This window comes from Lactococcus sp. bn62, from assembly GCF_029492705.2.
In the GTDB taxonomy this organism is placed as follows: domain Bacteria; phylum Bacillota; class Bacilli; order Lactobacillales; family Streptococcaceae; genus Lactococcus; species Lactococcus petauri.
In genome coordinates, this window is sequence record NZ_CP120417.1 from 289962 (window position 1) to 303081 (window position 13120).

Annotated in this window: 13 protein-coding genes; 8 read left to right on the forward strand and 5 right to left on the reverse strand. The window is 39.5% G+C overall.

The genetic code is table 11. The annotated features are described in order from the left end of the window. Together P3G65_RS01525 and P3G65_RS01530 are read right to left on the reverse strand one after the other, a co-directional pair. Nucleotides 1–519 carry a hypothetical protein gene (locus P3G65_RS01525; RefSeq protein WP_019291385.1) on the reverse strand — a complete coding sequence of 173 codons (519 nt, stop codon included), beginning with the start codon at nucleotides 517–519 and terminating at the stop codon, nucleotides 1–3. Nucleotides 520–648: 129 nt separating this feature from the next. Beyond that, the gene (locus tag P3G65_RS01530; protein ID WP_019291384.1) at nucleotides 649–1245 is read right to left on the reverse strand and encodes a CYTH domain-containing protein; all 597 of its coding nucleotides are present in this window, start codon (nucleotides 1243–1245) and stop codon (nucleotides 649–651) included. 317 nt (nucleotides 1246–1562) lie between these two features. Between P3G65_RS01530 and P3G65_RS01535 the strand changes: the two genes are divergently transcribed. The 4 genes from P3G65_RS01535 (at nucleotide 1563) to P3G65_RS01550 (ending at nucleotide 4489) form a co-directional block, all read left to right on the forward strand. Continuing rightward, complete coding sequence (locus tag P3G65_RS01535) at nucleotides 1563–2243, forward strand: GTP pyrophosphokinase family protein (protein ID WP_019291383.1); 681 nt, start codon at nucleotides 1563–1565, stop codon at nucleotides 2241–2243. After that, on the forward strand, nucleotides 2230–3042 hold the full coding sequence (locus tag P3G65_RS01540) for an NAD kinase (protein ID WP_029343532.1): 813 nt from the start codon (nucleotides 2230–2232) through the stop codon (nucleotides 3040–3042). Before P3G65_RS01535 ends, P3G65_RS01540 begins: the two co-directional genes overlap by 14 nt. A 212-nt stretch (nucleotides 3043–3254) precedes the next feature. Continuing rightward, entirely contained in the window at nucleotides 3255–4136 is an 882-nt protein-coding gene (locus P3G65_RS01545; RefSeq protein ID WP_019291381.1) for an RluA family pseudouridine synthase, read from the forward strand. A gap of 248 nt (nucleotides 4137–4384) precedes the next feature. Then, a complete protein-coding gene (locus tag P3G65_RS01550; RefSeq protein ID WP_219906225.1) occupies nucleotides 4385–4489 on the forward strand; it encodes a putative holin-like toxin in 105 nt (34 codons plus the stop codon). A gap of 172 nt (nucleotides 4490–4661) precedes the next feature. Here P3G65_RS01550 and P3G65_RS01555 read toward each other — a convergent pair whose 3' ends face one another. Further along, a complete protein-coding gene (locus P3G65_RS01555) occupies nucleotides 4662–5420 on the reverse strand; it encodes a peptidylprolyl isomerase (protein ID WP_019335964.1) in 759 nt (252 codons plus the stop codon). Between the two features lie 324 nt (nucleotides 5421–5744). On the opposite strand from P3G65_RS01555, the gene P3G65_RS01560 reads away from it, so the two are divergent. The 4 genes from P3G65_RS01560 to P3G65_RS01575 are packed head-to-tail and all read left to right on the forward strand — an operon-like array spanning nucleotide 5745 to nucleotide 9596. Continuing rightward, a complete protein-coding gene (locus P3G65_RS01560; protein ID WP_019291378.1) occupies nucleotides 5745–7175 on the forward strand; it encodes an amino acid permease in 1431 nt (476 codons plus the stop codon). A 12-nt stretch (nucleotides 7176–7187) separates the two neighbouring features. After that, nucleotides 7188–7991 (forward strand): transporter substrate-binding domain-containing protein, encoded by an 804-nt coding sequence (locus tag P3G65_RS01565; protein ID WP_019291377.1) that lies wholly within the window; start codon nucleotides 7188–7190, stop codon nucleotides 7989–7991. Between the two features lie 56 nt (nucleotides 7992–8047). Then, nucleotides 8048–8644: an NADPH-dependent FMN reductase gene (locus P3G65_RS01570; RefSeq protein ID WP_019291376.1), complete on the forward strand. Its 597-nt coding sequence runs from the start codon at nucleotides 8048–8050 to the stop codon at nucleotides 8642–8644. After that, a complete protein-coding gene (locus tag P3G65_RS01575) occupies nucleotides 8613–9596 on the forward strand; it encodes an FAD:protein FMN transferase (protein ID WP_284071239.1) in 984 nt (327 codons plus the stop codon). Before P3G65_RS01570 ends, P3G65_RS01575 begins: the two co-directional genes overlap by 32 nt. 19 nt (nucleotides 9597–9615) lie before the next feature. Here P3G65_RS01575 and P3G65_RS01580 read toward each other — a convergent pair whose 3' ends face one another. Together P3G65_RS01580 and lysS are read right to left on the reverse strand one after the other, a co-directional pair. Then, on the reverse strand, nucleotides 9616–11214 hold the full coding sequence (locus P3G65_RS01580; RefSeq protein ID WP_019291374.1) for an NAD(P)/FAD-dependent oxidoreductase: 1599 nt from the start codon (nucleotides 11212–11214) through the stop codon (nucleotides 9616–9618). 95 nt (nucleotides 11215–11309) lie between these two features. Next, a complete protein-coding gene (lysS, locus tag P3G65_RS01585; protein ID WP_284071359.1) occupies nucleotides 11310–12800 on the reverse strand; it encodes a lysine--tRNA ligase in 1491 nt (496 codons plus the stop codon). Nucleotides 12801–13120 lie beyond the last annotated feature (320 nt).

The window sequence follows — 13120 nt, forward strand, 5'->3', positions numbered from 1 at the left end:
TTAGGCAGTTTTTTCAATGTGACGAAGATAATTTTGAATAAGGGCTTGTGAGCAATTTTCGATGTGTAAACATTCAGTATCGGTATAAATTAAAGTAGAGGGTACTTGGGTAAACTCATTTTTATAAAATTCCTGAGCATTCTTAATCATTTGTTTTTTAGCGAACTGACGATGAGTAATAAAGTCAGCGGTTGTGAGCTTTATTTCGCAGAGAATCTCATGGCGCATTTGATTGTTATAATCTAGTATGCTGAGGTTGTCCAGTCTCTCCTGTAAAGCTAAGATGAATTTTCGCCCATACTTTCGTCCGTGTAGATTTATCGTCAAGAAATCGGAAGAAATTTTTTGGAGGCGGTCAAAGCTCGCGTTGAGATTTTCAATATTTTTGGGAAGTTCACTGTTGTCACGTAATTCTTTAGCTGCAGCAAGTGTAGCTATTGGATAGAGGTACCAGCTGTGCGCATCAAATTCGGAAAATTGATTGAGAATAGGCGTGAAAAAATGATGAATATCATACATGAGAGTTATTGTTTTCCTTGTTAAAATCTTTAATATTATTGTTTATCAGTTGTGTATCCACGTTGTATAGTGTACCAAATTTTATATAGGAGACCAAATTATATGCAAAAAAGTGCTGAAACAGCACTTTTATTGTTTTTTCAGGTGGCGTAAACAGTCCAAGAAGCGTACAACTTTTGATTTTGAAAAACGAAATTCAATATGGTTTTTCTTCAAGAAAGCAAGGAAATCTTTTTTACCTTGTTCACTATCAGTCACTTCTAGCTCCAACTCATAATCAGTATGACCCAGATAGTCATTCTTATCCAGAGCAGCAAGCCCAATAGGGAGATGTTGTTCGTAGCGGATCGTAGTTAAACTCCCAATCAGAGTAATACTCTCCAAATCTACTCCACGCTCAACTAAGATGTCGCAAATTTCACTCAGGTCAGTTTTACCGCAAGTGATACTTTTTTGTGCGAGTAGATATTGTGCTTCTTCAAGTGTAAGGTCGATATTATGTTCGATATTGCCCACTTGTTGAGGGACCTTGAGTGTCATTTCTGCTGAACGATCAAAGGTACGGATACGCAGAGCTAACTTTTTCTTACGCAGTGCAAAATCTTGAGAATCAAGATAGTGATTTGTCTGTCGGACAGGAGTGACGTGTGAAAAAAGTGTTTTCAATCGGTCATACTCCGGCATAGAGAGCATCGTCTTATGCTCAATTTCTAAATTTGTTGACATTTTTATGTATAAAAAGATGCTCTGTTTAGATTACTCTTTACAAGATCTCCAAGAGAGGCATCCTCCCTTCTTATTAAAATGATGATTGATCTATTATCTAAAAGTATATCAAAAGCCTGTATCTAAGTAAAGCCAGAAAAGAAGAGGGAGCTCCTTTCTTACGGTCTACAGTGCTATTAAAACAGCATTTTGCTTCTTTTTTGTAGACGTAAATTAGTCAAGCTGTCTAGTGAATGGGGGCGATATATGGTATAATTGAGAAAGACCTGTAATAAAATACAAAGGAGAATTGACCGAGCGTCAATTTGGATAAACATATGACTGAAAGTACAACAACTGAATTTAACTGGGAAGAATTTCTTGATCCTTATGTCCAAACGGTTGGGGAACTGAAAATCAAACTTCGTGGTGTGCGTAAGCAATTTTTAAAGAAAAAACTTTACTCACCGATTGAGTTTGTCACGGGGCGCGTGAAGCGACGTGATTCGATTCGGAAGAAGGCAGCCATGCGAGGCTACACCCAAGAAACAATCCGAGAAATGGAAGATATTGCTGGTGTTCGTGTCATGGTGCAGTTTGTTGATGACGTCTGGGATGTGTTAGAGCTTTTACGAAAACGTAAAGACTTAAAAATTATCGAAGAGCGGGATTATATTCATAACCAAAAAGCAAGTGGTTATCGTTCATATCACGTGGTTATTGAGTATCCGATTGATATGATTGAGGGTGCCCAAGTTGTGCTTGCCGAAATTCAAATTCGGACCTTGGCGATGAATTTTTGGGCAACGATCGAACATTCCTTAAGTTACAAATATGGTGGTGTGATCCCCGAGGAAGTTCGAGAACGCTTGACTGCTGCGGCGCATATGGCTGCGCAGTTGGATAAAGAAATGGGTGCGATTCGCGAAGATATTCAAGAAGCCCAATTGCTTTTCGATGACCCGCAAGCAAGACTGGACTACAAGAAAGAAAACGGAGAAGACAATGAGCTCTGGTAAAAAGATCTGGTTGGTAGGGAATTCAAGTGAAAAATCACAAAAGACGCTGTTAGAATTAACAGCGCTTTTGCAGTCCAAAAATTTCAGGTTTGAAAAGGAAAACCCAGAAATTGTTATTTCAGTCGGGGGAGATGGCACGCTCCTCAAAGCTATGCACCTCTATGAGGACAAGCTGGATAAAATTCGCTTTGTCGGTGTTCATACGGGACATCTGGGCTTTTATACCGACTTTATGAATACAGATCTTGATAAGGTGGCGCTTGCCCTAGAGTCTGAAACTGCTGAGCATGCTGTTCATTATCCCCTTTTACGGATACGTGTGAAATTTCAAGATGGTTCAGAAATGCTGCACTACGCACTGAACGAATCAACGATTCGCCGAACGTCTAAGACTTTAGTTGCGGATATCAGGATTTCGGATTTTCTCTTTGAAAAATTTCGAGGCGATGGCTTATCTGTATCCACACCAACAGGTTCAACAGCTTATAATAAATCTATCGGCGGTGCTGTTTTACACCCGCGTGTCGAAGCTATGCAAATGGCTGAGATAGCCAGTCTGAATAATATTGTGTACCGGACATTAGGTGCGCCGATGGTGGTTGCAAAGAAAGACAGTATCATTATCTGTCCGGAAGATGTTGAAGATTACAGTGTTACTGTTGACCAGCTGACTTTCAACTACGAAAAAATTGAAGCTATAGAGTATAGCATGGATGGTAAAACTATCGCTTTTGCAAATTGTGCCCATACAAGCTTTTGGGAACGCGTGAAAAATGCGTTTATCGGTGAAGTCGAATAGCGCTGCTCACACTTTTCATTTATGTGTAGAGTGTTTCTTGACCTAATTATATTTACAGAGCAAGCAAATATGTTATAATAAAGTTCTGTTCTAGGCAAACTCCGACATATGTTGGAGTTTTTAGATGGAGAAAATTCAGCCATAGAGTTGGAGAACATTTCAGCAGTAAGGTACTCAATGTCAAGAGCAGGCTTAAAAGGAGAAGTTAAACAGTGGAATTTTCATTTACAAATACAATTGATGGAAGTACGGTAAAGGCCTTACTTAAACGTCATGGCGTTTCCAAACGCTTCCTTTCACATATCAAATTTGACGGTGGTGAAATTTTAGTGAATGGCATGGAGCGTAATGTTCTCTTTCCTTTACAAGTTGATGATGTTGTTACGATAATTACACCTATCGAGCAAGGTACCGATTTATTGATTCCTGAAGATATTGACCCAGAAGTTGTCTTTGAAGACGATCATTATTTGATTGTGAATAAACCTGCGGGACGGACTTCGATTACTGGACGTTTACATCCGACAGGAGCTATGTCTAATATTGTAAAGGGTTATATCGTACGAAAGAAATATGAGGACCAAACGGTACATATCATTACACGCTTGGACCGTGATACGAGTGGCTTGATGATCTTTGCTAAACATAGCTTGGCTCACTCTCTCATCGTGCATCCTAAATATAAGGACAGTGTGACCAAACGCTATTATGCCATTATCCATGCAGACGAGAACTTACCCAAAACAGGTGAAATTAATTTACCTATCGGTCGAGTGGAGACTTCAATCATTGAGCGGCGTGTGCATCCTGAAGGGAAGGAAGCCAGAACAAGTTATGAAGTTGTTGCAGAGAAAAATGGCTTGATGCAGTTAGATGTCGTTTTACATACCGGACGTACACACCAAATTCGTGTTCATTTTTCACATCTAGGGCATATTCTTGTTGGCGACGAACTTTATGGAGGTAATCATGACCTTATTGATCGCCAAGCGCTCCACTGTCATCATTTACAATTTGTCCATCCCTTTACAGACGAATTGATTGATATTGAATTAGAAATGCCTGAAGACATGCAAAAATTGATGCGTGAGTAAAAGCTATGTGCCATTATTGGCCGCACAACAATTTCAAGCTCAAAAGTACGCTATAGAGCCATTTTTCCTAAAAAAACAATAAAATAAAGCTGAATCTTGTAGGGACACAGCTTTTTCTTTTAGATTCATTTTGAGTTTGGACATGTTATAATAACGGAGTAGAAGTTAAAGGACGGTAGCCTAACTGGGAGGTGATGCTTATGACGTTTTGTAGGCTATAACCTCAAAATACAGAAAGGCGACATTTTTTGTCGGTTTATGAAGCTTTGTCACTCATGCTTGCTTTTGCAATGCTGGTGTTGACATTGAATAATAACAACAAAAAAAATAACTGTCCAACTTTAGCCGAGTAATGACAGTTACTTAAACAATAATATTTGGCTACCGTTCTTCATACGGCTACAAAGGGCTTGTTTGCGCAAGCCTTTTTACTTATTTTCATTATATCATCAACATCAGAGGATAGCAAGGCAGATGAAGTTGGGACTAGCGCTAAAAAATCTTCTGCCTACACAGAAGATTTTTTTATTTTTTAAAGTCCCAACCTTTGATAATTTTAACGCCGGTAATTTTTTCTGGATTTACAGGAGATGATTCTTCTTGTGGATTATTTGGGTTAGCTTCCACTTTGCCTGCAGCAATTTTATCAACAACATCCATGCCTGAAATCACTTGTCCAAAGACCGTATATTGTCCATCAAGGAAAGGCGAGCCACCTTTTTTATAAGCATCGATAATCTTTTGAGGATATTTGCTTGTACTTAAACCTTGCTCAGCTGCTTGTGGATTTTGGACAATAAAGAATTGCGAACTGCTTGTCTCGCCAGGACCACTGTTTGCTAAAGAAACTGCACCGCGAATATGATAAAGCTGATTAGAAATCTCAGTCGCAAATGGTTTGTTGTTATTTACTACGGATTTGCTTCCGGTTCCTTTATTACTTGGATCACCCGTTTGAATCATGAAATCATTAATCACACGGAAGAATTCATTGTTTTTATAGTAACCTTGCTTGGCCAAAGTCAAGAAGTTTTCGACAGCCATTGGTGCCAGTTTAGGGAAGAGCTTAATATTGATGTTTCCAGCTGTTGTTTGAATTTGAACTTCAGCTTCATCCTTGCCCACTTCATTCGACAACTGAGGGAGTTCAACACTTTGCAAATCATTTTTTGCATCTGTCTTGCTGTCAGAACTGTTCGCAAAGTAAAGAAGACCACCAACGATAACAACGATGAGGACTAATAATCCTCCAAAGATAATATTCGTATTTTTTTTGTTTTCCATTCCTATATTTTAACATAAAAGTTTCGAAGACTAAACGACGACAAAAAGTTTATACTTGCAAATTTTAAAATAAAGGACTATACTAAATAAAAAATATCAGGAAGGAGAATCACATATGTTTAAGTTTGACCTACAATCTCAACATCATCATGCGCATAGATAAGAGTTGTGTCATACTTTGGTATAGATGCAACTTTAGAGTACGCTCGAAAGACATCTATGCCGGTGATTCTCAGAAAGACCGGATGGCTAGGCTATACGGTCTTTTCTTTTGGGCAAAATTATGCTGTAAATGAACGAAGAAGTATTAGAGAAAGAAAAAATATGAAAAATGAAAATCAAGTAAAGCGCAATTTAAAACAAAGACACATCACCATGATTGCGCTTGGTGGCACGATAGGAACAGGCTTGTTCCTAACCTCAGGAGCGACGATTAGTCAGGCTGGTCCTTTCGGATCGGTATTGGCTTATATCTTTGTCGGGATTATGGTTTATTTTGTAATGACCTCTTTAGGAGAGATGGCCACTTATTTACCCACATCGGGCTCCTTTACAGATTATGGGGCACGTTTTGTGGATCCAGCCTTTGGCTTTGCTTTGGGCTGGAACTATTGGATAAACGGTGCGATTACGATTGCAGTTGATTTGACAACAGCAGGATTAATCACTCAATTTTGGTTCCCTCAGGTTCCTTCTTGGATATTCTCTGGTGTGGCTACAGTCCTTATTTTTGCAATTAATATCATGGCGGTACGCGCGTTTGGGGAAACAGAATATTGGCTCTCCATTATCAAGCTGATTACAATTATTGTCTTTTTGGTTGTTGGGGTGTTAACTATTATTGGAATTTTTGGAAATAATATTGATGTTGTTGGTAATCTCACAGCAGGTAACCACGGCTTTACTGGTGGAGTGACAGGATTTGTTGGTGTTTTACTTATCGCTGGCTTTTCTTTTCAAGGCACAGAACTTCTAGGAGTTACAGCAGGTGAATCAGAAAATCCTGAGAAAAGTATTCCTAAAGCGATGAATTCTATTTTTTGGCGCATTCTTCTTTTCTACATCTTTACGATTATTGTTATTGCAGCTATTATCAATTACCAAGATCCTCGCTTGCTTAACCCTGATTCGACAGCGGTTATGAGTCCTTTTACTATCGTTTTTAAGAATATTGGTTTGGCAGTAGCAGCGAGCTTAATGAATGCCGTGATTTTGACCTCGGTTATCTCGTCAGCAAACTCTGTCATGTATGCTTCAACACGTATCCTCTACTCTTTAGGTAAAAAAGAAGGCGCACCACGCCAGTTCTCCAAAATAGCCAAAAACGGTATTCCTATCAATGCTTTATTGGCAACGACAGCGGTGTGTGTGGTCGCATTTTTAACAGGAATTTTCGGCACACAAATTTATCTTTTGCTTGTGGACCTGTCAAGTTTGACTGGATTTATTGCATGGCTTGGGATATCGATTAGTCACATTCGTTTTCGTCGAGCCTTTTTGGCTCAAGGCGGTGATTTGAGCAATTTGCCTTACCAAGCAAAATGGTTCCCCTTTGGACCAATCTTGTCCCTGATCATGACGGCCATGATTGTTGTTAATTTAGACCCAGCTATGCTTTTCAGCAGTCACTGGGGCGAAGGCTTAGCCATGTATGCCGCAATACCACTTTTCTTGGCTCTATACTTTGGCTATAAATGGAAGTACAATACAAAATTAGTGCCACTCAAAGCGGTAGATTTGAGCCGAGAGAAATGATAAAATGAAAGCATGAAGAAAATCAAATTCTACCTGCTTCCCTTCCTTCTATTATTTATTTTTATGACTTTGACGGCTTGCGGAGTAAACACGAAGAAAAATACATGGCAAAAGATTGAAGAAAGCAAGACGATTACTATCGGTTATGAGGCAGACTTTGCGCCCCTAACTTCAAAGCAAGAGAGTGGAAAACCTGAAGGTTTCAATATAGCTCTAGCAGAGGCAATCTTTGCTTCTTATAATATAAAGATTGACTGGAAAGCATTGGACTGGTCAGCCAAAGAAAAAGCCTTGAAAGAAGGAGAGGTTGATCTGATTTGGGGGCCTTATACAGCAAATAAGACAAGGGAAAAAACCATTTTATTTAGTGAACCTTATCACACGGGAAATTTAGTGTTGCTTGTTCCTAAAGAAGCAGAAATTTATAATATTGGCGATATGCATAATCAAGCAGTAGGCGGGCAAAAAGCTTCAGCAGCTTATGATTTGTTTAGCGATTATCCGCAGATTTTAAAAAATATTGTCAAAGAAAATCTGATGTTTCTCTATAACCAACCGAGCGATGCAATCGCTGCCTTGCAAGCAGGAAAAATTCAAGCTGCTCTTTTAGATAGGGACTATACTAAAACTTATCTTCGTAATCATCAGCTTGAAGGCTTATACAATATGCTGGATACTCCTTACCCACAAGTTGAATATGCTGTAGCAGCACGAAAGAATGATACTGAATTAATGGATAAAGTCAACCAAGGCTTGCAAGTCCTTCAGCATTCTAGTGAATTTAGCAAGCTCTCTAAGCAGTGGTTTCTATCTTAAGGTGTTAAAATAAAAAGAGCGAAAGCTCTTTTTATTTATAGTGAAGAGGAATAAAGATGAAATTTATTGCAATAGTAGGAACCAATGCCAGCTTTTCTTACAATAGAAAGTTGCTTTGGTATATGAAGAAACATTTTATTAATGAAGCTGAGATTGAAGTTATTGAGATTGCAGGCTTACCCTTGTTTTCGGAAGACAGTATGGACTTGCCTGAGAGAGTTCGCGAAATCGCTGAAGCCATTGAAGCCGCAGATGGTTTGATTATCTCTACTCCGGAGTACGATCATGCCATCACTGCAGCCTTGAAGTCTTTGCTAGAATGGCTCTCTTGGGGAGCTTTGCAACCCATTATCAATACGCCAGTTATGATTGTAGGCGCTTCTCTAGGAAAGCAGGGTTCCGTTTTTGCACAGGAAAATCTTAGACAAATCCTCCAATCACCAGGATTGGAAGCCTTCGTCTTACCGGCTAATCAATTTTTATTGAGTCATGCTGCTGATGCTTTTGATATTTCAGGCAATCTAATAGATAGACAAACAATTTCTTGGTTGGAACATTGCTTCAGAAACTTTTGTCGTTACAGTGCGCATTTGCAACCTCTACGAACATTGATAGAAACGGATGCCGATACTGGAGCTTCAGAGTATGAGTGATTTTTTGTCTAAAAAATATCGAGGTTTAGGCACATTTATTGAGCTGAGTTTACTTGATGTGGAGAAGTCAAAAACTACAGAAAAAATTGAGCAAGGCTATAGAAAAATTGCTCATTATGAAGATTTATTTACAGTCAACAGGGCGTTCTCGGAGTTAATAGCAGTCAACCAAGCTGCGGGTGTAAAAGCAGTTGCCTTGTCGGAAGAAGTCTATGCTTTAACGAAAAAAGCTGTACAGGTCAGTCAGGAGCATTTTGGTTTTAATGCAAGTATCGGACCCTTGGTTAGGCTTTGGCATATTGGTTTTGCTGATGCCCGTGTTCCTTCTGAGCAAGAAATTCAAAAAATGCTTGCTATGGTGAGTCCTGATGATATCGTTCTGGATGACCAGCAAAAGACCATTTTTCTCCCTCGAAAAGGAATGTCCTTAGACTTAGGAGGCATCGCCAAAGGTTATATTGCCGATAAAATTGTAGAATTTTGGAAAGAAACAGGTTTTTCCACAGGCATTGTTAACCTTGGAGGGAATATTCGGTTTCTGGGCTTGCCCCTAAAAGGTTATTGGCGTGTCGGAATTCGTAATCCACTTACGCATGGGTCATCTTTGTTACTTCAAGTGCTTACCGCATCCACATCTGTCGTGACTTCTGGAATTGATCAGCGTTATTTAGAGCGCGACGGAAAGAGTTATCATCACATTCTCAATCCTGAAACAGGTTATCCTCATGTGAACAACTTAGCCAGCGTGACAATATTTTCTGAAAAGTCATTAGATGGGGAGATTGAGGCGAAGAGGCTGTTCTTTTCGAAAGAACCTGAAAAAGTCTTTGCGAAAAGACAAAACGTGATTCAAGCTGCAGTGCTTATTACCAAAGATAAGGAAATAAAAATCCTTGGACTTAAGCCCAAGGATGTACGTTTGATGGATAAACATTTTAAGATTATAAACTGAGCATTGCTCAGTTTTTTCTTTATTCAGGTCGTGCAAAGGAGGCAATCATTTGCTCTGCGCATTTAAGCCCATCAATGGCGGCGGATACAATCCCGCCAGCAAATCCTGCTCCTTCACCAGATGGATAAATACCTTGTGTAGAAATAGATTGGAAACTTTCTTCATCACGATTGATTCGAACAGGAGAAGAAGAACGTGATTCAACACCGGTCATAATCGCATCGTTCATGGCAAAACCTTGAATTTTTTTGTCGAATCCAAGAAGAGCCTCCTTCATAGAAGAAGTAATATATTCAGGGAAGAGCTGGCTTAAGTCTGTTGGAGTGACACCCAAAGCATAAGAAGGTTTAACTTCACCAATATCAGTAGATGGACGATCTGCAAGAAAATCTCCAACTAATTGCGCAGGGGCTTGATAAGTTTTACCACCGAGGACAAATGCTTTTTCTTCAAGTTTTCGTTGGAATTCAACCCCAGCAAGAGGATGATCTTGGCCAAAATCTTCCGGGAAGACTTGGACCAGTAAACCACTATTGGCATTTTCTTCAGAACGGGCGTGCTCACTCATGCCGTTGGTTACCAAGCGACCTTCTTCCGATGCAGCAGGCACGACAAGTCCTCCAGGGCACATACAGAACGTATAAACACCTCGTCCAGAACTGGCCTTGTGTGTCAAACGATATTCTGCTGCTCCTAAACGAGGATGCTCAGCAAATTCTTTATACTGTGCTTGATTAATCAAGCTCTGAGGATGTTCGATGCGCACTCCAACAGCAAAAGGCTTGGCGGTCATGTTAATTCCCTTGTCGTACAGCTCAGCAAAGGTATCGCGTGCGCTGTGTCCGATGGCTAAAACGGCATGATTGGAGAGGATTTCTTGACCATTTTTGAGAACAATACCTTGAAGTTTATTTTTGTCGATGATAAATGAAGCGACTTGACTGTCAAAAAGAACTTCTCCGCCCAAAGCAATAATCTGCTCACGAATATTCTTGACAATATCGCGAAGTAAATCTGTTCCTACGTGCGGATGTGCTTTGTAGAGGATATCTTCAGGTGCACCGGCTTTTACAAATTCTTCTAAAACTTTGCGTCCGCGCAAGTCGCGTACACGGGAAGTAAGTTTTCCATCTGAGAAAGTACCTGCACCGCCTTCACCAAACTGGACGTTTGAAGCAGGATTGAGTTTTCCTTTCTTCCAGAAATCATCAATGGATTTCACACGTTCTTCAACTTTTTGGCCACGTTCTAAAACGATAGGACGATAACCCATTTGTGCTAAGAGCAAAGCAGAAAACATGCCAGCAGGTCCAAAACCGATGACTAAAGGACGATGTTTCATGGTTTCTGTTCCGATTTGTGGTTCTTTATATTTCAAGTCTGGTGAGGGTGAAACATTTTTTATTTTTTTCTTGAGGAGCTTGGCTTCATTTTTGACTTGGGCATCAACTGTGTAGATAAAGTTGATTTCTCCCCGATGGCGCGCATCAATTGATTCCTTATAAATACGATAGTCAATCAAGTCGGACTCTTGAATTTTTAATTTTTTCAAAAGTAAACTTTTAACTTTTTCCACAGGCTCATCAATTGAAGTTTTTATTTGAGATATTCTTAACATAGTTTGTTCTCTTATCTAGATAAAGTGTTGCAGATAAAAGATATCGCACACTTCTTGATTGTAAAAACCCAGCCCTGAGAACTGGATTTTTGCTTTTATTTCATTGTTGGGAAGAGCAAGACGTCACGGATGGAAGTTGTACCAGTGAAGAGCATGACTAAGCGGTCGATACCGATACCCAGACCACCAGTTGGTGGCATACCGTGTTCCAATGCTTCAACATAATCGTAATCTACACCAGTGGCTTCATCATCACCGAGTTCTTTCGCTTTAGCTTGGGCTTCGAAACGTTTGAGCTGATCGATTGGATCATTTAACTCTGAGAAGGCATTGGCATATTCTTTACCATTGATGAAGAGTTCGAAACGGTCAGTAAAACGTGGATCTTCAGCATTCATCTTCGCAAGAGGAGAGATTTCTTTTGGATGTCCAAAAACAAATGTTGGTTGGATCAATGTATCTTCTACGTATTTCTCAAAGAATTCATTGATGATGTGGCCAACGCTTGTGAAGTGGTTTTCCACATAAATATCATGTTCTTTCGCCAAAGAAGCAGCTTCTTCAAAATCCATTTCTTTCCAGAAATCCACGCCTGTTTGCTCTTTAATCGCATCAACCATGTGGATGCGAGCGAACTTACCGCCCACATTGATTTCTTTACCATCGTATTCAACAACATCTTTGCCAAGGACAGAGTGTGCCACGTGTTGGAAAATTCCTTCAGTCAAATCCATGATATCGTCAAAATCAGCATAAGCTTCATAAGATTCCATAGTTGTAAACTCAGGATTGTGCGTCATATCCATTCCTTCGTTACGGAAGACACGGCCAAGTTCATAAACTTTTTCCATACCACCGACGATTAAGCGTTTCAAGTGCAATTCTGTTGCAATACGAAGGGCCATGTCGATGTCTAATGAGTTATGGTGTGTATAGAATGGACGTGCTGCTGCACCACCGGCTTCGTTGTTCAAAACAGGAGTTTCAACTTCGAGATATCCGCGGCCATCCATATAACGACGGATCTCGCTAATAATTTTAGAACGTGTCACGAAACGATTGAAGCTTTCTTTGTTTGAAATCAAATCCAAGTAACGTTTACGGTAACGTGTTTCAGTATCTGTCAGGCCGTGGAATTTTTCTGGCAATGGACGAAGTGCTTTAGACAAGAAAGTCAACTTGCTTGCTTTAATAGAAAGCTCGCCCATATCTGTCTTCATGATTTGTCCTTCAACACCAAGGAAATCACCTAGGTCAGCCTGTTTGAAAATTTGATAGTTTTCTTCGCCAACTTCGTCTTTACGCACGTAAATCTGAATTTGTCCTTCGCGGTCTTGGATGTGCGCAAAACCAACTTTACCTTTACCACGTTTTGTCATCAGACGTCCCGCGATTGTTGCATGCAAGTCTTTTTCGTGTAATTCTTCTTTAGTATTTTCATCGTATTCCGCATGTAATTCTGCAGAGTTGTGTGTACGAGTAAATTTATGTCCGAATGGATCAATGCCTGATTCACGCAGTGTTTCCATTTTTTCACGACGGACTTTCATTTGGTCATTAAGTTCTTCGATAATTTCAGCCAAAATGTTTTTCTCCTATAAAAAAGTTTATATCAACCATATTTTAGCATAATTTTACGGCTTTTGACAGCTTATAATCATGTTTTTGAAAAATCTTATGAAAGAAAAGTTGAACTTTATTTTTAGAAAAATGAAATGACATCATTTACTCTCGTGAAATATTACATTTAACACAAAAAAAGAGAAATATTGGCGAAATATGGAGCTCAGGAAAGCTTATTTTAAAAGACTTTCAAGCACTTTGTCTTTCTGTTGCATTTGTTACTGAAACCAAACATAAAAATACTACTAAAATTAATAAAAAAATGCTACAATAGTTGAGTTAT